This is a genomic window from Dyadobacter chenhuakuii (assembly GCF_023821985.2).
GTDB classification, from domain to species: Bacteria; Bacteroidota; Bacteroidia; order Cytophagales; family Spirosomataceae; genus Dyadobacter; species Dyadobacter chenhuakuii.
In genome coordinates this window covers 1,392,656-1,415,710 of sequence record NZ_CP098805.1, presented here as the reverse complement: position 1 = coordinate 1,415,710, position 23,055 = coordinate 1,392,656, and the positions used below count along the sequence as shown (strand labels likewise).

Annotated in this window: 31 protein-coding genes and 1 tRNA gene; 22 read left to right on the top strand and 10 right to left on the bottom strand. The window is 44.4% G+C overall.

What is annotated here, in order from left to right; translation table 11 throughout:
- The first annotated feature begins 10 nt into the window (after positions 1-10).
- From NFI80_RS05965 to NFI80_RS05910, 12 genes are all read left to right on the top strand, one after another.
- Complete coding sequence (locus tag NFI80_RS05965; RefSeq protein WP_235163840.1) at positions 11-400, top strand: nuclear transport factor 2 family protein; 390 nt, start codon at positions 11-13, stop codon at positions 398-400.
- A gap of 243 nt (positions 401-643) precedes the next feature.
- Positions 644-1,039: a hypothetical protein gene (locus NFI80_RS05960; protein WP_235158580.1), complete on the top strand. Its 396-nt coding sequence runs from the start codon at positions 644-646 to the stop codon at positions 1,037-1,039.
- Positions 1,040-1,122: 83 nt separating this feature from the next.
- Positions 1,123-1,950 carry an MbnP family protein gene (locus NFI80_RS05955; RefSeq protein ID WP_235163841.1) on the top strand — a complete coding sequence of 276 codons (828 nt, stop codon included), beginning with the start codon at positions 1,123-1,125 and terminating at the stop codon, positions 1,948-1,950.
- A gap of 24 nt (positions 1,951-1,974) precedes the next feature.
- Positions 1,975-3,063, top strand: a complete 1,089-nt coding sequence (locus tag NFI80_RS05950; RefSeq protein ID WP_235163842.1) for a cytochrome-c peroxidase — start codon at positions 1,975-1,977, stop codon at positions 3,061-3,063.
- Between the two features lie 12 nt (positions 3,064-3,075).
- The gene (locus NFI80_RS05945) at positions 3,076-3,984 is read left to right on the top strand and encodes a transporter family protein (RefSeq protein ID WP_235163844.1); all 909 of its coding nucleotides are present in this window, start codon (positions 3,076-3,078) and stop codon (positions 3,982-3,984) included.
- Between the two features lie 33 nt (positions 3,985-4,017).
- Positions 4,018-4,809, top strand: coding sequence for an MbnP family protein (locus NFI80_RS05940; RefSeq protein WP_235163845.1), 792 nt, complete (start codon positions 4,018-4,020; stop codon positions 4,807-4,809).
- On the top strand, positions 4,806-5,864 hold the full coding sequence (locus tag NFI80_RS05935) for a cytochrome-c peroxidase (RefSeq protein ID WP_235163846.1): 1,059 nt from the start codon (positions 4,806-4,808) through the stop codon (positions 5,862-5,864). Before NFI80_RS05940 ends, NFI80_RS05935 begins: the two co-directional genes overlap by 4 nt.
- Positions 5,865-5,866: 2 nt before the next feature.
- Entirely contained in the window at positions 5,867-6,094 is a 228-nt protein-coding gene (locus tag NFI80_RS05930; RefSeq protein WP_235163847.1) for a hypothetical protein, read from the top strand.
- Complete coding sequence (locus NFI80_RS05925) at positions 6,042-6,524, top strand: hypothetical protein (protein ID WP_235163849.1); 483 nt, start codon at positions 6,042-6,044, stop codon at positions 6,522-6,524. Before NFI80_RS05930 ends, NFI80_RS05925 begins: the two co-directional genes overlap by 53 nt.
- The gene (locus NFI80_RS05920; RefSeq protein WP_235163851.1) at positions 6,521-7,141 is read left to right on the top strand and encodes an SCO family protein; all 621 of its coding nucleotides are present in this window, start codon (positions 6,521-6,523) and stop codon (positions 7,139-7,141) included. The genes NFI80_RS05925 and NFI80_RS05920 overlap by 4 nt, the downstream gene beginning before the upstream one ends.
- A gap of 54 nt (positions 7,142-7,195) precedes the next feature.
- Positions 7,196-7,534, top strand: a complete 339-nt coding sequence (locus NFI80_RS05915; protein WP_235163853.1) for a c-type cytochrome — start codon at positions 7,196-7,198, stop codon at positions 7,532-7,534.
- A gap of 39 nt (positions 7,535-7,573) precedes the next feature.
- Entirely contained in the window at positions 7,574-7,885 is a 312-nt protein-coding gene (locus NFI80_RS05910; RefSeq protein ID WP_235163854.1) for a transporter family protein, read from the top strand.
- Positions 7,886-7,904: 19 nt separating this feature from the next.
- Here the strand turns inward: NFI80_RS05910 and NFI80_RS05905 are convergent, their stop codons facing one another.
- The gene (locus NFI80_RS05905) at positions 7,905-8,465 is read right to left on the bottom strand and encodes a hypothetical protein (protein ID WP_252172103.1); all 561 of its coding nucleotides are present in this window, start codon (positions 8,463-8,465) and stop codon (positions 7,905-7,907) included.
- Positions 8,466-8,540: 75 nt separating this feature from the next.
- On the opposite strand from NFI80_RS05905, the gene NFI80_RS05900 reads away from it, so the two are divergent.
- The 5 genes from NFI80_RS05900 to NFI80_RS05880 all read left to right on the top strand — a co-directional run bounded on the left by NFI80_RS05900 (position 8,541) and on the right by NFI80_RS05880 (position 10,876).
- Positions 8,541-8,930: a hypothetical protein gene (locus NFI80_RS05900; RefSeq protein ID WP_235166488.1), complete on the top strand. Its 390-nt coding sequence runs from the start codon at positions 8,541-8,543 to the stop codon at positions 8,928-8,930.
- 11 nt (positions 8,931-8,941) lie between these two features.
- Complete coding sequence (locus tag NFI80_RS05895) at positions 8,942-9,385, top strand: DUF3299 domain-containing protein (protein WP_252172102.1); 444 nt, start codon at positions 8,942-8,944, stop codon at positions 9,383-9,385.
- Positions 9,386-9,732: 347 nt separating this feature from the next.
- Positions 9,733-10,329: an oxidoreductase gene (locus NFI80_RS05890; RefSeq protein ID WP_310587985.1), complete on the top strand. Its 597-nt coding sequence runs from the start codon at positions 9,733-9,735 to the stop codon at positions 10,327-10,329.
- Positions 10,316-10,486 carry an SDR family oxidoreductase gene (locus NFI80_RS05885; protein ID WP_252172101.1) on the top strand — a complete coding sequence of 57 codons (171 nt, stop codon included), beginning with the start codon at positions 10,316-10,318 and terminating at the stop codon, positions 10,484-10,486. Before NFI80_RS05890 ends, NFI80_RS05885 begins: the two co-directional genes overlap by 14 nt.
- Before the next feature lie 66 nt (positions 10,487-10,552).
- Positions 10,553-10,876: a nuclear transport factor 2 family protein gene (locus NFI80_RS05880; RefSeq protein WP_235164561.1), complete on the top strand. Its 324-nt coding sequence runs from the start codon at positions 10,553-10,555 to the stop codon at positions 10,874-10,876.
- A 3-nt stretch (positions 10,877-10,879) separates the two neighbouring features.
- Here NFI80_RS05880 and NFI80_RS25740 read toward each other — a convergent pair whose 3' ends face one another.
- A complete protein-coding gene (locus NFI80_RS25740; RefSeq protein ID WP_510185814.1) occupies positions 10,880-11,080 on the bottom strand; it encodes a transposase in 201 nt (66 codons plus the stop codon).
- A gap of 755 nt (positions 11,081-11,835) precedes the next feature.
- On the bottom strand, positions 11,836-12,216 hold the full coding sequence (locus tag NFI80_RS05875) for a hypothetical protein (protein ID WP_235164562.1): 381 nt from the start codon (positions 12,214-12,216) through the stop codon (positions 11,836-11,838).
- Between the two features lie 167 nt (positions 12,217-12,383).
- Here NFI80_RS05875 and NFI80_RS05870 point away from each other — a divergent pair, with 167 nt between their 5' ends.
- From NFI80_RS05870 to NFI80_RS05855, 4 genes are all read left to right on the top strand, one after another.
- Positions 12,384-12,806, top strand: coding sequence for a hypothetical protein (locus NFI80_RS05870; RefSeq protein WP_235164563.1), 423 nt, complete (start codon positions 12,384-12,386; stop codon positions 12,804-12,806).
- A gap of 225 nt (positions 12,807-13,031) precedes the next feature.
- Positions 13,032-13,451, top strand: a complete 420-nt coding sequence (locus NFI80_RS05865; RefSeq protein WP_235164564.1) for a hypothetical protein — start codon at positions 13,032-13,034, stop codon at positions 13,449-13,451.
- Between the two features lie 409 nt (positions 13,452-13,860).
- Complete coding sequence (locus NFI80_RS05860) at positions 13,861-14,277, top strand: hypothetical protein (RefSeq protein WP_235164565.1); 417 nt, start codon at positions 13,861-13,863, stop codon at positions 14,275-14,277.
- A 312-nt stretch (positions 14,278-14,589) separates the two neighbouring features.
- Positions 14,590-14,946, top strand: a complete 357-nt coding sequence (locus NFI80_RS05855) for an SRPBCC family protein (protein WP_235164566.1) — start codon at positions 14,590-14,592, stop codon at positions 14,944-14,946.
- A 608-nt stretch (positions 14,947-15,554) separates the two neighbouring features.
- Here NFI80_RS05855 and NFI80_RS05850 read toward each other — a convergent pair.
- Together NFI80_RS05850 and NFI80_RS05845 are read right to left on the bottom strand one after the other, a co-directional pair.
- A tRNA-Thr gene (locus NFI80_RS05850) sits at positions 15,555-15,627 on the bottom strand.
- A gap of 113 nt (positions 15,628-15,740) precedes the next feature.
- Positions 15,741-17,645: a DUF349 domain-containing protein gene (locus NFI80_RS05845; RefSeq protein ID WP_235164567.1), complete on the bottom strand. Its 1,905-nt coding sequence runs from the start codon at positions 17,643-17,645 to the stop codon at positions 15,741-15,743.
- Positions 17,646-17,751: 106 nt separating this feature from the next.
- Here NFI80_RS05845 and pdxH point away from each other — a divergent pair, with 106 nt between their 5' ends.
- Positions 17,752-18,393 carry a pyridoxamine 5'-phosphate oxidase gene (gene pdxH, locus NFI80_RS05840; protein WP_235164568.1) on the top strand — a complete coding sequence of 214 codons (642 nt, stop codon included), beginning with the start codon at positions 17,752-17,754 and terminating at the stop codon, positions 18,391-18,393.
- Here the strand turns inward: pdxH and NFI80_RS05835 are convergent.
- The 5 genes from NFI80_RS05835 to NFI80_RS05815 form a co-directional block, all read right to left on the bottom strand.
- Complete coding sequence (locus NFI80_RS05835) at positions 18,382-18,987, bottom strand: hypothetical protein (RefSeq protein WP_235158520.1); 606 nt, start codon at positions 18,985-18,987, stop codon at positions 18,382-18,384. The genes pdxH and NFI80_RS05835 overlap by 12 nt on opposite strands.
- Before the next feature lie 76 nt (positions 18,988-19,063).
- Positions 19,064-20,347, bottom strand: a complete 1,284-nt coding sequence (locus NFI80_RS05830) for a citrate synthase (RefSeq protein ID WP_235164569.1) — start codon at positions 20,345-20,347, stop codon at positions 19,064-19,066.
- A 310-nt stretch (positions 20,348-20,657) separates the two neighbouring features.
- Positions 20,658-21,116, bottom strand: a complete 459-nt coding sequence (locus NFI80_RS05825; RefSeq protein ID WP_235164570.1) for a hypothetical protein — start codon at positions 21,114-21,116, stop codon at positions 20,658-20,660.
- 31 nt (positions 21,117-21,147) lie between these two features.
- Complete coding sequence (gene miaA, locus NFI80_RS05820; protein ID WP_235164571.1) at positions 21,148-22,101, bottom strand: tRNA (adenosine(37)-N6)-dimethylallyltransferase MiaA; 954 nt, start codon at positions 22,099-22,101, stop codon at positions 21,148-21,150.
- Positions 22,102-22,992, bottom strand: a complete 891-nt coding sequence (locus NFI80_RS05815) for a hypothetical protein (RefSeq protein WP_235164572.1) — start codon at positions 22,990-22,992, stop codon at positions 22,102-22,104.
- Between the last annotated feature and the right edge of the window lie 63 nt (positions 22,993-23,055).

Here is a 23,055-nt window from a genome sequence, read left to right as displayed (position 1 = left end):
TAATAAGCATATGGAAGCGAAAGAAATCGTAGCATCATACTTTGACGCATTAGCAAAAGGCGATATGCAAAATGCACTTTCATCATTTACGCCGGAAACGAAGTGGAGCCAACCGGGAAACAACAAGTTTTCCGGCTTGAAAAAAAATCTTGATGAGATCATCAAAATGTTTGAAGGCATCATGGGCGATACAGCCGGAAACATGACTGTCAGGCCCAACGGAGAGATGAAAGAAAGTGGCAGCTTCGTAGCAGTTCCTGTCTGGTTTACAGCAAAAAAGGGGTCGATCAGTTTTGATCTGGGCGGAATGGATCTCTTTGAAGTGAAGTCAGGAAAGATCATGCACGTGTGGACATTTTCAGATGACCAGCAAGTGGATGATGAATTCTGGGGAAGGTAGATAAAGAGGGATAGTGGATCCAGATAGAATCAGAAGCCGGGCTACACAGGACTAAATACAGTCACTGGACGCCCGGCTTTTTATTTTTTGACCAGAAAACAAACAAGCTTGACTTAATTGCTTTCCGGATCCAGCAATAAAATGTGCATCCAACCAGATTAAGATTTGCATTAACTTTACATTTTGAAGTTTGATGTCTACATTTACTGCACCTTCGAGTGACAAATTCTTATCTACCTCACATTGAATAGCTTAACCAGACAGTGGATCGGCTTGGGCCTTTTGACGCTAATGCTTGTAAAAGCATGGTTGATCCCGCTTGTTTGTCTGGACTATGAGCTGCGAAAGGAATATATCGCAAAAACACTCTGCGTGAACAGGAATCAGCCCATCACAGTGTGTTATGGAAAATGTTATCTGGCCAATAAGCTCGCTGCTGCTAGTCAGCAGCAGGAACGCCAGGCCGAGCAGGATTATATCGCCAGTCTGATTTATCAGGTGATGGATATCAACAGCTTTAAGTCATTTGATTATTCCCCTACTTCCTTCCTTTTACTTGATAAGGCTGACTATTCCTACCAATCTTCATTTATCGACCGCCTTTTCATCGGCAGCATCTTCCGCCCACCACTCGTTTAGTAACCTGTCTTTATTTTCCTACAGAGTTTACTAAAACATTCATTGTTTCGACATTAAGTTGTTGAGATACAATCTCATATTGCATGAAAAGTATTAATCAATACTTTGCGACGGCGCTGGCTGTCTGCGCAGTCTTTCTATTATTCTCCTGTTCTACGCCTGTAAGTCCCAGCCCAGAACCCGACGCCCCTGCCGGTGGAAAGCTCCGCCTGGAATTTGACAATGTTGTTGGGGATAAAAATCTGGTGCTTGGCAGTGTCACTTACAAAAATGCTTCAAATGAGGATTTTGTAGTTACCAAGTTCAATTACTTTATTTCCAACGTCAAACTCACCAAAGCTGACGGAAGTATATTTGTCGTGCCCCAGGATTCAAGTTATTTCCTGGTGAAGGAGGACACAAAAACCTCCCAGTTTGTGACGCTTAACAATGTGCCGTTTGCGGATTACACAGCAGCCGAATTCATGGTGGGCGTAGACAGCACCCGCAACACAGCACCAATCGAAAAACGCCAGGGCGTTCTGGATCCATCAGGTTCAATGATGGACGATGGTATGTACTGGGCCTGGAACTCGGGGTATATTTTTGTCAAACTGGAAGGAACTTCTTCCAAAGGTAACCCGGTCAATGGCAAATTTTACTATCACATTGGCTTGTTTGGCGGATATAACGAAAGGACCGTTAACAATACGCGTGTAGTAAAAATGAGCTTCGGCCAGCTGAAAGCCAGTGTGACAGAAAGCGCTGTGCCGGAAGTGCATTTGCTGGTTGATGTGCTCAAAGTCTTTGACGGACCTTCGACCAATATCAGTATTGCTGCCTACAATAGCATTATGGGTGGCCAGCCTGACAAATCCCAGCAGATTGCCAGCAACTACGTCAATATGTTCAGCTTAGATCATATCCACTGAATCATCTGACAATCCGCTTTTGCTATGAACAGACTTATTTTTCTGTTAACGCTTTCGCTTATCTGTTGCAGTACAGCCGAGCAGAAAGCACCCCTGCCAGTCAAGACGGGGCCTACGCCCATGACATGGACCAAACCGGCTGGCTTTCCTGATCCGGTTTACGACCTGTCGCGCAACCCGCTTACCGAGGAAGGCGTGCAGCTGGGCAAGTTTCTGTTTTATGACGGCATCTTGTCCAGGACCAACCTGGTAGGCTGCGGCACCTGCCACCAGCAGGCGGCTGCCTTCACGCATCATGGTCACGAACTCAGTCACGGCGTAGACGACCGGCTGGGTGTACGCAATTCTCCCGCCATTCAGAATATGGCCTGGAACACGTCCTTTTTCTGGGACGGCGGCGTGCATGATATGGACCTGGTGCCATTCAATCCGATTGAAAATCCGGTGGAAATGGATCAGAAAGTAGTTAATGTGCTCGATAAGCTGCGCAATACGCCCTCGCCTACTGCCAAGATCCCGGTGAATTATCCCCAAATGTTCAAAGCTGCATTCGGGACGGATGAGATCAATTCGGAAAGGATGATGAAGGCGCTCTCGCAGTTTATGATGACGATGATCTCGGCCACTTCCAGGTACGATTATTACCGCGCAGGCGACGCAAATGCACTTACGGCGCAGGAGAAGCAGGGTTTGGTATTATTCCAAAAAAATTGCAGCTCCTGTCACCAGGGCGTGCTTTTCACGGATCATTCCTTCCGCAACAATGGACTGTTGCCGATGCGTAACAATGACCAGGGCAGGTTTGCGATCACCGGAAAGCCGGGCGACGTATACAAGTTCAAAGTCCCCAGCCTGCGCAATGTGGGCCTGACTGCGCCTTACATGCACGACGGGCGATACCATACCCTGGAAGAAGTGCTCGATCATTACACCGACAGCGTTCAGAAAACCCCGACGCTCGACACGCTTCTAATCCAGTCCAGCGGCACGCCGGGCATTGCATTATCCGGAACAGAAAAACAGTCGCTGATTGCTTTCCTGAAAACACTTTCCGATGAGCAGTTTATCCGCGACTCCAAATTTGCCGATCCGGGGATCGGAACTGCATTTTAAAACAGCATCATTATGAAAATCAAACATTTAGTATTTCTCATTTCCCTGCTGACAGCTCAGGTTTCGCAGGCCTGCGATATCTGCGGCTGTGCTAATAGCGGCTCCTACTTTGGGCTAATGCCACAATCGCACAAGTCGGTGATCGGTCTGCGTTACCAGCGGCTGCATTTTGTGACGCATGCTGATAGCAAGGTTTTGAAGACGGAAGAGCAATTCAATGTCGGCGAAGTGTATGCCCGCTTATTTCCCATCAAACGCGTGCAGGTCATGGCTTTTCTTCCCTACCGCATCGACAAGCAGGTAACTTCCGCCGATGTAAAAAAGCAGAACGGGTTGGGCGATATCACGGTTTTGGCCAACTACAATATCCTGAACACATTCATGGATAAGGAAACCTCCGGCGCATTTAACCATACGCTGATGGTCGGGGGCGGCGTGAAGCTCCCCACGGGTGATTTCAAATTCGACGAGAATAATACGCTCGAAGTCGCCAATGCCAATTTTCAGTTGGGCACCGGCAGCACGGATTTGATGGTCAATGCTTTTTACACCATTAACAAAGACCAGTGGGGCCTGGCTACCAATGTTTCCCGCAAGTTCAATACGACCAATTCACAGGGTTACCGCTTTGGTGATCAGGTTTTTGGAACTGTTGAGCTTTACCGCTCTTTCAACATTGGAAGCATTTCACTAACGCCCAGCATTGGCGTTTACGGCGAGCATGCAGATCACGGAAAGCAGCACGGAAAAGAGCTGGATATTACAGGAGGCAGATTACTTAATGGCACAGCCGGGGTAACCTTTTTTTCCAACAAATGGACCCTGGGTGTGAATGCCCAGAAACCCATCGCCCAGAAAAGCGCCTCGGGTCACGTGGTTGCCAGGGAAAGGCTTATGGTGCAGGTTGGGTTTCTATTTTAAACAACTATTTCATTCTATCTAAACAAAAAACAGATGATACGTATAATCATATTCGCGTTGCTTTCCGCACTTTTTTCTGCCTGTTCTGATGATGCACCCTCGCCGCTTGTCACGCCAGCTGCTGCCGGTGAGCTCACCCTTACGTTCGATGCCAGGGTAGGCAATGCCGACTTTGCCCTTAACAAGGACTTTACCTTTGGCAGCCAGGCACTCAATTTTACCAAGCTCCGTTACTGGGTCAGCAACATGGTTTTAGTTGATACCAAAGGCGCTGAATTTATCGTACCGGACTCTTATTTTCTAATGGAGGAAGTCGGCGAGCTGGACCTTTCGGGGACAATCAATGACAAACTGATCTATCCGGCCAATAAGCGTGAAACGATTACTTTGAAGGGTATTCCGGCGGGTGAGTACAAATCCGTCAAATTCTCCATCGGTGTGGATTCCCGCCATAACGACAACCTGAGCCTTCACGCCGGTGAGCTTTCAATTGCCAATGGAATGAGCAGCATTGTCTGGATGTGGCATTCGAGCTATATTTTCAGCTCACTTGCCGGATCCGTAAAACAGGGCAGCGAAACAAAGGCATTCAAAGTAGAAACGGGCCTGAATGCAAATTACAAAACGATGGCCATTGATTTTGCTGCGCCGGTTAACTCGGCCGCAGCCAAAGGGGTTGTCTTGCAAGTGGATGTGGCAAAAATGCTGGACGGCGTTGATCTAGTCAAAAATCCTACGATTAATGCGGCCACGGCTCCGTTAATGTCGACCGTTGCGACCAACCAGGCGACAAAGGCAATCATGTTTGGCTCAGCAGGTCAATGATGGTTTGTATCAGAAAAATAGCGGTCCTGCTGCTGGCACTCGCGCTCAATGCGTGTGATAAACCCGGCTTTGCGCCCAAAAATGAGCCTTACCGATTTGAGGTCCCGGCGCACTTTCCCGAGCCCGTTTTCGACACCGAAAATCCGGCGAGCCTGGCGGGCGTGCAGCTGGGCAGGATGCTGTTTTATGATACAAGGCTTTCGGCCAATAACCAGGTTTCGTGCGCGAGTTGCCATGATCCCAAACTGGCTTTCAGCGACGGGGTAAAGCTCAGCAATGCAGGTGTTTCGGCAACTTCATTGCTGCGGCACTCCCCTGCCCTTTTCAATCTGGCCTGGGCCAATAACGGTCTCTTTTGGGACGGCGGGGCAACAAACCTGGAATCTCAGGCATTCGCGCCCCTGACTGCTCATGACGAAATGGCGCAGGATTTGGATCAGCTGATTCGGGAGCTTAATGCGGTTCCCGCGTATGTTTCGGGTTTTCGGCAAGCATTCAATGAACCTGCAAGCTCGCAGAATTTATCAAAAGCACTGGCGCAATTCCAGCGTTCACTGGTGTCTGCTAATTCAAAATACGACCGTTACCGGCTAAATGTCAACGGAGCATCACTGACAGCAGACGAGCTGAAAGGCCAGGTGCTTGTCCGGCAAAAATGCCAGAGCTGTCACGCAGGAGAGCTTTTCACAGATCAAAGTTTCCATAACAATGGCATTGATGCAGATTTCTCAAATGTGGAGCATGAAGGCATTTTTCAGGGGCGCTACCGGATCACTTACGAGCCGGCAGATCTTGGAAACTTTAAAACGCCATCGCTCAGGAACCTGGCATTCACAGCGCCTTACATGCATGACGGGCGCTTGGCAACGCTGGCCGAAGTGATCCAGCATTACGCAAATGGCATAAAGGGCTCAGCTACGCTTTCAACCCAGATTCCCAAAGACGGTTTTGGATTTTCCGAGCAGGAAAAAAAGCAAATCATCGCATTCCTGAATACGCTCAACGACTATTCATTTATCGAAAATCCGGATCACCGAAAGCCACCCAATTTTTAACAATGAACCCATTACTGCATTCAGATGAAGTCCAGCTCCTGCTGGATGGAACAGGCGTAAGCCTGCCGGTCAATCGCCTTAAAATGCAACCATCTGCAATCATCCTTACCAGCATACAAATACTGGTTGCGATAGCTATTGCCGGGATGGTGCTCGAACTAATTGAAATAATGTCTTATGAAAAAATATTTGATTTTAATCCTTGTAACACTTGGCGTGTCTGCATGTGACAGCACTCAGAAAAGCGATAGTACCGATGCGCATCACAAAATGACAGATAGCCATCACGCCAACCCCAAAGCCAAAGCGCTGATGGACCTGCACGACAACGCCATGCCAAAGATGGAAGAAATAATGACTATCAAGAAGCGACTGACAAGCGTTGAAAATCAGCTCGATAGCTTGAATGGGGCCAAACCCAGCCCCCAGCTGCAAAAGCAAAAACAGCAGGCCAGAGACTTAATTCAACAGCTCGTCCAGGCAGATAAATCCATGATGGATTGGATGCACCAGTATAGGGCAGATACACTTGAAACCCTTGATGAGCATCAACAGGAAGCTTATATCGCAAGCCAGACCGCTAAGATGGACCTGGTTAACATCCAGATGCAGGATGCAATTTCAAAATCAAAAGAATTTATTAAAAACAACATCCAATGACAACTTTGATGGCGTGTCTGCTGCTGCTAACAATTGTTGCATGCAAACAAAAAAAATTGCCGATCCTGGGCGAGCCCGATACTGTTACAAAGGTGGTTGATGGCAAGAAGACCCAGGTGACAGAATATCCCAGGATTCCCGACTATGCTTTCGTGAACCATAAAAACCAGCCGTTCACCCAGAAGCAAATGGAAGGCAAGGTCTATGTCGCCGATTTCTTTTTCACAACCTGCCCGACGATCTGCCCGATCATGAAATCCAACATGCTCACAGTTCTGGAACGCTTCAAGGATAACCCGCAAGTCGGCATTCTTTCACATACAATTGATCCCGAACACGACACGCCTGCTGTCCTGGGAAAATATGCTGATGATCTGGGCTTGAAAGGCGATATGTGGCAATTCGTAACTGGCGACCGGGAGAAAATTTATGACATAGGCCAAAAGCACTACATGGTCAGTGCGATGGCCGATCCCGATGAGCCAGGAGGGTTTATTCACAGTGGCTCATTCGTGCTGGTCGATAAAAACAGGTATGTGCGGGGTATTTATGATGGGACTTCCAAGGAAAGTACGGCAAAGCTCATAGAGGATATGACTGTGCTTTTAAAGGAATAGCGCACGGTCAATAAAAGCTTCACAATTGGTAAACATCTAAAATCTTGATATCGAATGAAAATCATAATAAGTCTAATCTTGGCCTACCTATCGTTTATGGCAATGTCAGCCCGTGCCCAACAGCAAGTAAAAATACCCGAAGATATCTCCAAGCTACTTACGCAATATGCATGCCTGGCTTGTCATAAAGCTGACGCTAAGGTAATTGGGCCTGCATATGTGGATGTTGCAAAAAAGAAATACACAAACGCTCAGATCGTCGCTTTGATCTACAATCCCAAGCCTGCAAATTGGCCTGGGTACCCGCCTATGTCACCAATGAAAAACGTACCTGAGAAGGACGCTTTAAAAATTGCTGCCTGGATCAATTCATTGGCAAAAAAGCGCTCCTAATCCGACTGTACAGATCATAGTCACAGATAGTATCCAAACATGCGTGCTTTGGATACTATCCAATATCTGAAATCCATTCAGCGTGTCACATCCCAGGACCCTGTTTTACCTGCTGCAAATCTTGGCATGGTAAACAGCTTTGATGGTATGGTTGGGAAGCCAGGATTTGTCTATCAGGGCTATGCCCAAGTATTTCAAACCAGGAAAGTAGTCGTAGGCCAAGGACAAGCTGTTTCCCCGGATTTGAAAGTGAATTCCCTTTTACAGTTGAACCAGTTTATATATCTGACACCCCTCAAATTGCTTGGTGGAAATCTGGCGTTTACGTTGTATGTCCATGAAATGCTTTGAATGAACACAAGCGTATCGATTAGTCTATTTTGATAATGTTGTACCCTTGCTTTTTTAGTGTTTTTAAAATTTGAGCTGAACTCACCTGATTACTTTGAAAGGTTGCCTTTACAGAGTGTCCATTGATCTTTACAGATGTGGGTTTAACGCCTTTGATAGAAGTGATATCTTCTTTGAGCCGCTCGCTATTGTATTTACCTGAAACAGACAACTGAATTTGCCGGTGGGTCCGAAATAATTCAAACTGCTGTTGTGCCAGCACTTGCTGCTCTGTCCGGAAGGGCTCGAATACGCCAAGAATCATTCCAGCTATCGCGATCCCGAAAGCAATATGATAAGACCAATTCTCAAACTGGCTATGAAAGAGGCGTTTGCCTAAATAGAACCTTACTAGTGTTACACCAAGGTAAACCAAAAGCAATACCTGCAACCCGAAAAAGAATGGTTTATACCTTGTCAGCTCCTCAAAACGTGCCGCAGAGCCCACTGCAATACTTATCAAAGGAAAAATGCAGCAGCCTACGTGTAACAGGGAAACGAAAATGGAAATCGGTAGTGAAAGAGCAGACTTTTTAAGCATAACGGCAAAAATGACTGAAATCAATAAATTTTACTGATATTTGCAACGTTGTTGCAAATAATAAAGTTCGTTGTCATGAAAACAATTATTTATGCCATCCCGCTGGCATTCGCATTCAGTTGCGGGGGATCTGACCAAAAGAGCCAAATGCTAATCGAGGCCAATCAGCTCCACCTGGAATCTGTCAGCATAGCTGGCAAACTGGAAATGTCGCTGGATAGTCTTGCTCAGCATGCCAGTGCTGCTGAGAAAGTCAGGTTAGACAGCTTGGCCCATCTGGTAGAACTTTGGGAAGAATCCGTTATTGAAGTTCCCGGTTTTGAGCATGCACATGAACATGCCGAAGGCCACACGCATAAGCCTGCACCGCAAATGACAGATGAATCCATGCTGGAATACCAGCGTAATGCGAAAGATGCTATCGAGTCCATCAGCGCACAGCTGCGTAAAAACAGCCAGCATTAAAAATCGGAAAAATGAAGATCTACATATTCACAGCTATGCTATTATGCTCAGTGTTAAGCTTTGCTGATGAGCGCTCAAAGTCCATAAACTGGAAACACCTTTCTGATGTACGGTTCAGCCGCAAATTCAATAAGGCGCTCGACATGTATTTTTTATACCCTGATTTTGGTAGGTTAGTCAAAGATCTTGAAGGAAAGAAAGTTGCAATTAAAGGTCACATGATACCTGTTGATCCGGATGGCAACATTTACGTCATTTCTGCACAGCCAATGTCGATGTGCTTTTTCTGTGGTGGTGCAGGTCCTGAGTCTATCGTAGAATTGCAGTTTCGTGACAAAAAGCAGCGATTTAAAACCGATGCTGTTAAAACAGTAACCGGTACATTAAAGCTCAATAGCCAGGACGTCGAGCATCTGAACTACATTCTAGAAGATGCTTCTGTATCAGGGCAGTAAGTATGGTCTGTACTTAACGTGCGCTACTATAACCTGATGATATCTGCGCATTCACGACAAACACCTTCCAACAGCAGCCGCGATTGTTGAAGCTGGCCAATCAAGGCTATTTGCTGGATGTAATTGTCCGGAAGGGTCGGAAGCACTGCGCCCGCAATTCAGGTCGGGCATTGTCTTTCTTACATCCTGCAATGATAAACACATGCATTTGGCGGTTCACTAGGATAAATTTATCCCTATGTGAATCGTAAGTCCGTACTTGTCGGCGCGTAGCATTGTGTTGAAATTTGTCCTACACAAATCGATAAGGACATGGATTTCAATTTTGAAAACGAACTAAAAGATTAATTGCCCTGGTAACCGGCGGCAGCAAAGGTGCGGGAAAAGCAATCGGCGACCGGTTTTCACAAGCAGGTGCAACGGTGATCAACACAGCCAGAAACAAGCCGGAAGAAGAAAATAAAAACATCCATTTCATTCCCGCAGATTTAAGCAAACCGGAAGGAACGTATAAAGTGGTGGACGAGGTCACCGCAAAATTCGGCCAACTAGATATTCTGATCAACAATATGGGAGGCTCGGAAACACCTGCGGGTGGATTTGCAGTGCTTTCGGACAAAGATTGGGAATCCTCATTTCCAACCAATCTGCTGGCACCGGTGCGGCTGAACCGTGGATTTTTACGCGGCATGATCAACCGTCACGGTGGCGTCATCATTCACATTGCATCCATTCAGGCGAAACTTCCTTTGAACGACTCCACCTTGCCTTATACGGCGGCAAAAGCAGCTTTGGCCAATTATAGCAAAAGTTTGTCCAATGCAGTGGCTCACAAAGGCGTGCGCCTGTTGACCGTTTCGCCTGGCTGGATCATGACTACGTCATCCGTCCGGATGATGGAGCGCATTGCCAAAAGCACTGGCGGCACAGATGGAAAAAGCTGAGAAAAGCGCCATGGACACCTTAGGCGGCATTCCATTTGGCAGACCGGCGTGGCCACATGAAGTTGCCGAACTGGTCGGCTTCCTGGTTTCTACGAGAGCCACTTACCTTACAGGCACCGAATATGTGATCGATGGCGGGACCATTCCCACATTATAACTCAGGTTTATTCAAGATTTCATTCAATAAGAAAACCATTTTAAATCAACATAAACATTCAAAATCATGAAACTTCCAGAAAATATCGCAGGCTTTAGTAAAGCACAAAACGATCAAGACAGCACAGCACTTGCCAATTACTTTACAGAACACGCAACCGTTTCCGACGAAGGTTCGTCCTACTCGGGTAGGCAAGAAATTGAAGGGTGGATACAAGAAGCGACGGAAAAGTATAATATGCAGCTAACTCCCATTGATTATATTCAAACCGGCTCAAAAGCAAAACTGACTCTGGAAGTAAGCGGCAGATTTCTCGGCAGTCCACTTGTTATGAAGTATCATCTTGAATTGGATGCTTCTTTGATCTGTTCGTTACAGATTACTGATTAAATATCACCTCAGCATCAATTCGAAGAAAACAACGGGGTCGATTGATGGATTGCCGGTTCTGCCAGACAGCTCGCGAGTGTCCCTGTATAAAAAATGCAAATCGAGCGTTTCGCTGAGCCTGTGATAGAAATTTTCCTTGGGAACCCTATCTGAAAGTTGGAAGCATATGAAAAGTTTTTCTGAATAATTTTTCTTTCCTTGCATTGCTGAAGTTACGAAATTGCAGTGATAAAAAAAGTATTAAATCGTTATTGATAGTGCATAACATCCAGATTTTTATCACTGACTGATGTTTTATTTTGTCAAGTAAAGTATAGCTCTACATGATTTCAAGCAAGCGAACATTTATCTGGACATCGCCTTATGTCTTATGCTGGTTAAGCATACCCATTTTTATACTACTAGCATTGTTATTTGGGCAGGATATAATGGATTTTCAGCTGTATGATACTTATTATGTAATCACTGTAGGCCAATATGCTGTCGCATTAGCCATACTTTCTTTGTCTTTTGGAATGATATATTGGTTACTTGAAAAGGCAGGCAAAAAGCCTAATTACATATTCTGCCTTTTACATCTTTCAACAACAATATTGATTCTCACTATTGTCGCAGTGCCGTCATTCTGGATTATTAATCCTTTTACGCTCCTTGTCATATTCGCAGTAGCTCAACTCGCTTTTATAGCCAACATTTTCTTCTCAATACCAAGGAAGTAATAGACATTTGGATTCTCGGCAGGCAGTTCGATCATCGAGGACTGCAACAACAGAGAAAAGAGTTGCAACACTCCCGGACGTTTCGTGAGAATGGTATGCGATTAGAAAATGGATCGCTACTATCTGAGCTTCGCGGAAGTGACTACAAAAGGCAAAGGTGTTAAATTCATTTTTTCCAATGTCTCAGATGTCAACAATAACCTGTCACGTAGACTTATAAGTAAACTCATAATGAGGAACTTATATCTTAATTTTTATTTGCAAGGCGCCCGAGGTAGAATCATTCAAAGGTACATACCTGACATACAGCTTTTTACCGTAGTAATCTCCTCGAACATCGGCAATGTTTACCTTTCCTTTTGGCAATGAAATTTCATTGGGATTTATAAAAACCGAATCGGCTCCGGGTGCTCTATCTGACCAGACCAGCTTAGCATCATGACTTAGCTGTCCTTCAATAGTAAAGTAAACAAATGCTGGCTGCTTCTTATTTTCAATAACAAAGTCCTCGTCTTTTTTAACATTTGATACCTGATGGGTAGATTCTTCATCTTTCAAACCCAATTTTTCACAGCCCATCAGGCTGGCAGCGATCAAAAATAGAAATAATGTGTGTTTCATAGCTTGTATGGAGATATGGTAATTTGCGAAGGTAAGATCCACTCTTGTACAAAAAAATACCTGAGGTTATTTACGACAATTTGAAAGAGAATAAGTAAGTAAATCTCGGTGCTGCAACTATTTGATTAAAAACTGTTTCTTCACAAAAAACCATAAAACCAGACGTTATGAAAACCATTGTATTTCTGACAATTTGTTGCCTAATGCTGGCCTGCAATAAGGAAGAACCAAGAAGCGAATGGAAAACATTTGATTTCGGCACATTCACACTTGAAGCACCTTCAAAATGGAAAGAATTCAGCGCCCAAGGCTACGATTCTAAGGTGGGAGGTGTTACCGATGGCAAGGATACTCTGACATACGATTATGGTATGTACTCTTATCGATTTACTGCTGAAACATCAAAAACGCATATCGTTACAGAAAGTAATCGGGATGGTTACCCAACAAAGATGGTGAAGCCAAGAAAACCTGGCGAAGGTTTGATCGGTATCTATTATAATTTAGGGGTAATCCAATTGACACTTTTGGGCAGAAGCCGTAATGAAAATACGTTCATGCAGATAATAGAATCGGTTAAAATTAAGTAGAGCTCCATTAACTTACATTACGAGACGCTTCACTTGTATCATCTGCTCCGGAACGCAATGGGTAAAGCCCCGTGTCTAGCACTAATAAGTAGGTTTAGGAAATTGTATTTCCATATTTCCTTTTGACTTCATCGTCAGAAAAGTTATCAAAATGCAAAATTTTTTCTGTACTTATGAAAATTAATCCGTTTGTTCGAAATACAATTAATTTAGGTAATCCAGCGCATGCGTAAGCAATTAGTATTAATTTTTTGCATTGTTTCTATAAATTCCTCCTTCGCCCAATTCGGCGTAAGCATTCACCAATCTAATTTGCCTTTCATTGGCTTTAATTATGAAGTGGCAGACCGGTTTGTTCCGGAACTCCGCTTGGGAGTAGACACAAATCTGGAAAATATGTCGGTAGAAGCAGTGGCAACATACCAGTTTATTAATAAAAAAGACGTGGAAGTATATGTTGGATTAGGAGGTCGAGCTAACAATATTGCAGGACTCGTTGTGCCTATCGGGGCTCATTTCTTCCCTTTTTCTTCAAAAAATTTCGGATTTCATATAGAATTGGCACCTATCGTCTATGAAGGTTCAACGATCGTTAGGGGAAGTTGGGGGATACGCTACAGGTTCAAGGAGAATGGAAATAGGTAGTTTAGGTCACCTAAATATGAGAAGGTTTGTTTATTGCTCACGTTCATAGCCAAACGTTTGGTCAAAAGCTTTTACGCACCGATCTTTGAAATCAAGCCGGTCCCACATATTATGTTGTCAATGCGATTTGTCATTTTTTGTTCATAATTCTCTTAGCTGATTGCTGAACAATCCGGAAAACTCCTCTGAGGCGCAGGGGCAACTCTGAGGGATTCGTTAATGGCAGAGAACATTGTAAATGAATTGAAACCTGGCGATAAGATTAGATTCTAGCTCATATTGGTCATGTACAAAGAACCTCAAATGTATAGCACTTAATACATCCACTGGATTTTATACAGCTTTTTCGCCAATAATATGCTTTGTAAAAGATTTGGCAGTTCCGACTTGATCCTAGACTAATAAAAATATGACAGAAGAAAACGACCTTACAACACCAAGCTTTAACCAGGAAAATACAGTTAAAATTTACTCAAAAAGAGCAAGTTGGCGTTTCTCAGTGTTTTTCTCCCCGGTGTTCGGAGGATTTTTATTACGGCAAAACCTAATAAACAGCGGTAGGAAGAAAGAAGCCAATCTTATTTTGCTGATTTCAATTGTCTTTACTGTGGCAACAATACTGATTGTAAACAACTTCCACACAAAAGGTGGCTCTTTTTCGTATCTTTTCAATATGGTATGGGGGGCGATCTTATCTGAGTATTTTTTTAAAAAATATTTCCCTTCCGACAATTACGAATATAAGAAAATTTGGAAGGCGCTTATAATATCAATCGCTATAACCGCTCCATTTTTGTTGGCCATGATTTTTGCACCCGCAGGATAATGTTGGGTACGGACTATAAGCACTGCGTCAAAAATCCACAGTCTTACAAAGTGCGCTCTCCTTGCAATATTCAAAGAACTTTAATATAACCCTGTCTGCCCTTGTTCTATGTTTCCTTATTTAGCCTGAAATATGTTATACAAACTCTGGAAGGAAATTCTCGGATTTGCCATTTTCCATAATAAACAACGAGATATTTTGATTGTGCTATTTAAATTTTACTCTTAACTGTCCGATTTTCCCCTTTGGTTGTCTCATATGCCTAGCAAGCTTGGATATCAATTGTCAATTTTGTATTTCTATTAACAAGTCATGAAAAATGGAAAAAATGAGCACATCAATTACATTAAATCACCCATTGCGGATATTTACAAAGCAATAACAACCCAAGAAGGCCTGAGCGCTGTCTGGACAGTAGAATTGATTGTTAAGCCGGAACTAGGTTTTGTAAATGAGTTTGACTTTGGGGATAATTATGCCACAAAAATGAAGACGTTGGAATTGTCTGAAAACAAAAAAATACTTTGGGAATGCGTCTCATCAGACCCGGAGTGGATTGTAATCGGCATTTCATTTGACTTAACAGAGAAGGATGCGGCACGCTCCATTGCTGTTCCATTCGGCATCACCTTCCAATATTTGAAGGTTTCGCTAATCTCAGTTTCATAACCAAACGTTTACTCAAAAGCTTTCTGGCAGCACTCTGTGAAATTCTGCCGGTCAAAATGCCCGAATTTCTGGCTTTGCCTGCGTTGCTTCCTCGGTGACAATACAGTGCTAATCTATAATAAAATAAACCTTCATATAAATGGTAAGGATGATTTAGTGAAAAGGGTTTGGTATTACATTGCTATTATTATAAAATAAGTACTTGAATCAGGTTTTCATCTAAGCGCTCAGAAATAAACCGAAATTGCTCATAATTACTTGAGCTTACAATAGACCAAGATCTTGAAAAGAACCAAGCCGACATACTGCACCTGGACAATGAGAATAATTTAGAAAAGTCCAGTTTGTTAAGTAGAGGTTCTCCGGAAGAGTTTCCTGGCGCGACCATAAGATTGATTTAATCTCGACGAGCTCGCAAACGGAGATGTCATTCTATTGAGTGAATTTTCTAGGGTCTTAGAAATAGACAGCCGCAATATCAATTTTCAACAGCATGCGTACAACTGTCCCGCCGAGACAGCTTCTCCTTGAAAGAAACTATTGCAACTTTTATTGCAAGTAAAGCAAAAAGCACTTAGCAAATTAATGCTAAGTGCTTGATTTTCAAGAGCCCCCAGTCGGGATCGAACCAACGACCTACTGATTACAAGTCAGTTGCTCTACCAGCTGAGCTATGGAGGCCTCTTTTTACTTTCTGATACCGTTTGTTATTCCGTTATCATGGTGCAAAAGTAGTAGGAAAGGCTATACAGCGCAACATTTAGCGCTAAAATTTTTCAACTTTTTTTCGAAAATTATATAGCTTCCTGAATGATAGATAGTTGGTGTTTCAAGTCATTCAGCTGACTCAGCGCACTATTTATCTTCCTTTCGAATTCTGCTTTCAACCGGTCCGACGTTTTTGACTTCGCAAAGAACTCAATATTGTTTTGCCAAAGCGCAATGTCGTTTTCAAGCTGCGTAATCTTGCGTCGGATATCGCTTTCTTTTCTGTAAAGGTTACGGCTGCTATCGCCATCCCTTACCAGTTCCACTTCACTCTCCAAAACCGCCTGCTCCTTTTCCTTGCTCGACAGCTGGCCGATAGCGCTTACATAGGTGTTGATCGCCGCAATGTATCGTTTCTGAATCGCCTGCATGTCCTTTTTAGGAACAAAACCAATAGACGACCACTCGCCCTTGAACGCACTTAGCAAGTTCAATGTTGACTCGTCCTTGTTATTGGCAGCCGCCTCGATTCTTTCGATCAGATCGACTTTCTTTTTCAGGTTGCTTTCAAATTCTTCTTCAACCTCCTTATTCTTGGCGCGTTTCTGATCAAAATAGGCGTCACAGGCCTTTTTGAAACGCTCGTAAATAGTGTCTTTGAATTTTTCAGGCACTTGTCCGATCCCTTTCCAGCGCTTTTGCAGCTCAATGATCTTCTGAGTCGTTGAAGGGTTATCCTCACCCGTCTCCAGAATAGCTTCTGCTTCCGCGCAAAGCTGGTTTTTCAATTCCAGGTTTTGCTCACGCTTAGATTCCAGCTGGCGGAAAAACTCTCCTTTGTTATTGAAGAAAGTTTTCAATGCTGCCCAGAATTTCTTGCTCAGATCCTTGCCCTCTTCACGCGGCATAATGCCTTTCAACGCAACCCACTGATCCTGGAACGCCATTATCTCCTTTGTCTTGGCATTCCATTCCTTAATGCTGCCCGAATTATAAGTCGTGAAGGGTGTTATTGCTTCGTAGATTTTAAGCTTCTGCTCGTAATTTTCCTGCATCGACTTCTTCTGCTCTGCAAACTGACCGCGTTGCGCATTATAAAGCACGTCCAGTGCTTCTTTAAACCGCTGCCACAACTTTTCCTGGTCCTCTTTTGGTGCCGGGCCAAGGTGTTTATAGTCTTCAAAAATGTGATTGGCCTCGTTCAGGATTTCACGCGTCATAGGACGGGTTTCCAGCGACTTGCCCAATTCCTCCACCTTTTCGCAAAGCTCTGCTTTCAATTCAGCATTGCGGCGACGATCCAGTTCTTTCAGCTCGAAGTAAATGTTCCGGTTACTGAAATAACGATCGATCAGCGCGTTATAGGTTGCCCAGAGCGTTCCGTTGTGCGGAGAAGCAATGTTACCGGCCAGTTTCCATTCTTCCTGGATCTTCTTAAATTCCTCCCAGCTCGATTTCAACCCGGAAGCATCGGTTTCTTTGCTGCCTTCGTCTTCTAATAATGTACGCAGACGTTGCAGCAGAGCCGTTTTTACATTAAAATTCTTCTCTTTTTCTTTTTCCTGCCCTTGATAGTAGCTGTTTTTTAAACCCCGGATCTCGCGGCTCAAAGCATCTATTTTCTGGGTTTCCGCGTCATATTTGTATTCAAACCCCTCTTCACCGCCATTTTCTGCAACAAATGCTGCCAGGGCCGTTTCTTTCTCCTTTTGTTTGATCGAATCAAGGACCGGACGGATTTCTCTCGCAACGGATTCCGCTTTTTTCAATGCAGCTGGTTTTGAACCTTCCGCATTGATAGACGCCAACTCATTTTCCAAAATATTTACAAGCTGTTCCTTAGACAACTGGCTGTAATCCACGTCTGGCACTTCCTCCTCATGTTCTTCCGTCAACTCATTGTTAAGATCAATTTCAAGGGTGTCGATAGTCTTTTGTGTCAGGTCTTCCTGCTCATCGCTTTTGACCCTTTCTTGTTGTTCTTGTGCCATCGTGATTCTGGTTTCGTACGTACGTCTCTTATGGATTACAAATCTAATAATCTTTCCTCTGAAATGGCTACTTTTGGGTTCTTAACATTGAACATATTAGCATCCAATGGACCATAATATTGCCAAATTACGACAGGATTATAATTTGAAGGGTTTAGATGAACAGGATTTGGACCCTAATCCCTTCACACAGTTTAAATTATGGTTTGACGAAGCACTTTCAGCAGGCGTTGTGGAGCCCAATGCAATGGTCCTCAGCACGGTTTCAGACGGTCGTCCCTCGGCAAGAGTTGTGCTTCTGAAAGACCTGGATCAGGCCGGTTTTACATTCTTCACGAACTACGAAAGCAAAAAAGCAAAGGAAATGGAATCGGACCCGTTTGTGGCGGTTACGTTTTTCTGGAAAGAGCTGGAAAGGCAGGTCCGGATCGAAGGAAAGGTTGAGAAAACGACGCATCAGGAATCAGCCGAATACTTTGCCGTGCGGCCGCGCGGCAGCCAGATCGGCGCGTGGGCATCCACACAAAGCGAGCATCTGGCAAGCCGCGCTGAGCTGGAAGAACGGACACTACTTTTGGAACAAAAATTCGAAGGTGCCGAGGTGCCGCGCCCGCCACATTGGGGCGGTTACCGGGTGATCCCGCATTACTTCGAATTCTGGCAGGGACGGAGCAGCCGCCTTCACGACCGGCTTGTTTATAAAAAAACGGATGAAGGCAGCTGGGAAATCGAGAGATTATATCCCTGATCCTTTCTGAGGCTTTTCAGGAAGTGATTTCAAAACATATTCGCCGAGCGGCGACAGCGTATAACCTGGTTCGTGACTAATCGTCAGACCCAGGTTTTTTAGTTTTCTGACATTGGTCTTTAACCATTCCTTTTCCTTGTTCACCTTTGCTGCCAGCGCAACTGCCGGTAGTTTTGGATTATCCTGAATCGCTTTTAACACTTTGGTCGTCCATTTTCCCTGGTTGCTGAACTTGTCCAGGTTAAGGAGCTTTTCTTTCAGTGCTTCCAGCTCTTCGTTCGTAATTTCCTTTTGTTCTCTCTGACCAATGCGCGGATCAGGGCTTTCGTAGCCAAGTTCGATCCGGTAAATGGCGCCGTTCGTGACTTTTTCGAGTTCGCTCGTTACCGCTTGTGCGTTTTCATAACCGGCAAGCCTGGCATCCTCATCCGTTATTTTGGATAGTTCAGTTTCTGCAAGGTCCGTAATCTTCACTACCCCAATGCTCGTCTGGAGCAGGCTGCCTTTCCTGATCGAAAGCTTTTTCCATTTGCGGAAAGCAAGGGAAACGTTTCCGGACATGATGCCTTCGAGGTGTTTTTGTTTTATCAGCATTGTATTTTATTTAACAAAAAAGAGACTGCTATTTACAAGCAATCTCTTGATATTGAAAGTGTTATTTCTAAATTGATCAGCGTTCGTTCATCGGAACAAAATCCCTTTTCGGAGCGCCTGTGTAGATCTGACGCGGACGGCCGATCGGCTCTTTGTTCGCACGCATTTCTTTCCACTGCGCTATCCATCCCGGAAGACGGCCGATAGCGAACATTACTGTGAACATATTCGTAGGAATGCCCAATGCACGATAAATGATACCCGAATAGAAATCGACGTTTGGATAAAGTTTTCTTGATACGAAATACTCATCCTCCAAAGCCGCTTTTTCCAGTTTCTGAGCAATTTCCAGAACCGGATCATTGATGCCCAATTTATTCAAAACATCATCCGCTGCTTTCTTGATAATGCGTGCGCGCGGGTCGAAGTTTTTGTAAACCCGGTGTCCAAAACCAAACAAACGGAAGCCGCTCGATTTGTCTTTGGCCATATTGATGTATTTCTGCACGTCACCGCCATCGTTTTTAATGGCTTCCAGCATTTCAATTACTTCCTGATTTGCACCACCGTGAAGCGGGCCCCAAAGTGCGCTGATACCGGAAGATATAGAAGAATAAATGTTCGCATGCGAAGAACCAACCAGCCTAACCGTCGACGTAGAGCAGTTTTGCTCATGGTCTGCGTGCAGGATCAGCAATTTGTTCAACGCTGCCGAAACAACGGGATCCACATTGTATTTCGCTACGGGCAGCGAAAACATCATATTCAGGAAATTGGAACAATAATCCAGGTCATTCTGCGGATAATTCACCGGATGACCCTGCGATTTTTTGTAAGACCAGGTTGCTATCGTCGGCAATTTAGACAGCAAACGAATAATATGCAGCTGGGTGATCTCTTCTGAATTGGTATCAAAAGTTTCAGGATAAAAAGCACTCATCGCGCTCACCAGCGACGAAAGTACGCCCATAGGATGCGCATTTACCGGAAATCCTTCAAATATCTTGCGCATATCCTCATTCACGAGGGTGTGCGTCCTGATCGCGTGCTCGAATTCCTCAAACTCCTTCGCCGTAGGAAGCTCTCCGTAAATAAGCAGGTAAGCCACCTCCAGAAATGACGACTTTTCAGCCAGATCCTCTATCGAATAACCCCTGTAATTTAGTATCCCTTCTTCTCCATCCAGAAACGTTATAGCGCTTTTTGTTGCACCTGTATTTTTATAACCTGCATCAATTGTAATATACCCTGTCTGGTCACGTAATTTGGCAATATCTATCGCTTTCTCCTGTTCACTTCCTTCTATAATGGGGAACTCGTACTTCTTACCTTCAAGGGTTAATTCAGCTATTTGGGACATATTAATGGGAATAAAATTAAAAAGGTTAATGACAAGATATAGGTAAATCGGGTCAATTCAATCCAAAGATTTTCCGTGCTCCTGATTTACTTATCCAACAAATTAATTTTGTGTTAATTGAACGCAAGAGTAACCATTTCCTGATCCGACACAAGCCGCAATATCCTAAAAAACTGTGTACTTTCTATTATTATCCATGTTTTATTTGTGCAAAATCGGGACTGGGGCAATAATATTTCACAATTTAAAGTAAATATGATATTATTCTATTGAAGACATATATAGGCGAAAATAATGCAATTCGCAGCCGTCAAGCTTCCTTATCCTTTGTCCATTTCAGAGTCGGATCCGTCTCTACATACCTGGGCTTGCTCAGTATCTGCTTGATCAGGTAACGCCCGAACAACCCGGCCAGAATAACCGGCAGCAGGTGAGCGCCATAGATAAATGCTTTGCCTGTAATGCGATAGGAAAAGGTTGAGAACGTGAGATAAACGTAACCAAACCAAAACACCGCAATGCCCAATAACCAGCTGTAATAAATGGTAGCCGGCTTCCGGTCTGCAAACCTTCTTATCAATTCACAAAGAGCCAGCGAAATGCCCACAACGAGCAGAACCGTCAGCAAAGCCCTCGGAAAATTCCGGATGTAAACGTGCTTATAAACCATCACACCGAGCTTTCCGATCAGGTTGGGATGTGCAAGCAAGTAGGCATCGGTTACGCTCAGGACCAACAGCAGCAAAAGGCTGCTCACTTTCTTATTCATTTTATATGACGTCTTTTAGGGTAAACTACTCTTATTTCAATGCTGAATATTGCTGATAAAGCGAAGCTACGGTTGCTGCCTGCTCGTCCGCACTGCGTTCACTATCAAGCCAGTGGATATTAATGCCGTCTTTTTCCATCTTCCTGAAAAAAGTCATCTGTCGCTTTGCAAAACGGTGGATCTCCGTTTCCAGGCGCACCACCATTTCCTCGTATTGCAGTTCGCCGGTCAGATATAATGTGATCCATTTGTATTCCAATCCATAATAGATCAGCTGCTCTGCTGTTAAGCCTCGTTCCAGCAATGCCTTAACCTCTTCAATCAAACCATGCTCCAACCTCGTCCGCAATCTTTTAGAGATTCGATCCCGCCTGATTTCCACCGGAGGATTTAAACCAAAAACAATGTAACCATAAGCAGGCTTCTCTGTAAATGCTTTCTCAGCATGGTTATGCGTCAGAAACTCGGATATTTCAATGGCCCGGATCAATCGCTTTCTGGTCGAAGTGTCCGCAAGTTGCTGATAAGCAGTTTTATAATGCTCAAATCGTGCTAGTAGCAGTTCTTTCGGCAATGCTTCCAATTCTGTCCGGAGTGCCTCATTCACCGGAATGGAGGCATATGCATGACCTTTGAGCAACGACAGTATGTAAAAACCAGTTCCGCCGCATAGGATTGGCACATGGCCGTTGGAAAGAACCGTTTCATATGCCGTTTCAAAATCCTTTTGAAACGCATTGACATTATACTGCTCGCCAGCATCCATAATGTCGATCAAATGATAGGGGATTTCTTCACCATTCAGCTGATATTCAGCAAGATCCTTTCCGGTTCCTATGTCCATATCCTTGTAAACCTGCCTGGAATCCGCGCTGATTACTTCACCACGCAACATAGCGGCAACTTTCACGGACAAATGTGTTTTGCCGGAAGCAGTTGGCCCCAATATCACGAGCAGCGGAACGGCGGTTTGGTTTTCAGACATTTAATCGGGCAATTTATAAGTCTTAACAAACTTAATGCTGCCAGCATTACAGATCGCAATGGCGCCCAGACTTGACTTTGCAGTCCTCGTCATATCTTCGGATGATAAATAAAATTGCATTGGCTGCGTTTCAGAAATTCTTTCAAATCCAATCTTCTCATAACCAGCCCCTTCCGACCATTCCCGGTCGGCATAGGTCATGATGTCATCCGGATTTTTTTCCCTGACAAAAGCCATAAGCAGCTTGTCCAATCCACCCGAAATATTTGTCCCCAGCAAGCTTGCAAACCGCAACAGCTCAAAAGACCTGAACGGACCATCTTCTCGGGCAAAAACACGCGGCGCACTGAATGTTGCAACCGCTACAAGCAATTCCTCTGATTCTCGATCACATTCAAAATCGCTTTTTAAAATCCGGAAGTAACGTTTGGGCAGGAATAAGCCAAATCTGGTCTTAGCGCTAACCGAAGCATTCAGGTGATTTTTTTCTAAAAAATGAGAAGCCGTTTCCTGGTCAATTCTTCGGACCTGCGTGAGCCGGGCGGCAATTTTCTGAGAAATTCCCAACATTGCGCTTATCCGGGATTTCACAACCTGCGGCTCTGTAAGCCAGTAATCCTCCCAGATCAGAACACTCTTTTCACCGGTTTTCCGCCTATTTATCAAGTCACAAAATTCAAGCTGCCAATTGTCGGGGGAGCCGCTTTTTTGCCAATCTTCGAGATTAACGAGCACAAGGCTTAGCAACCGCCCGTTGTCATTCCTGATCTCAATATGTGTCGCAAATGCTGTTTCCAGATTTATCTCATACCGCAAATGCATTTTATTCAGCCATTTGCAGACTTGTTCGCTGAAAGATTGCGTGATGATCGGTGATGACGGGACTGGCATAGGCCGGCAAGTTAGCCGCAGATTTAATCAGTAACAAAAAAACGCGCTCAGTGAGCGCGTTTT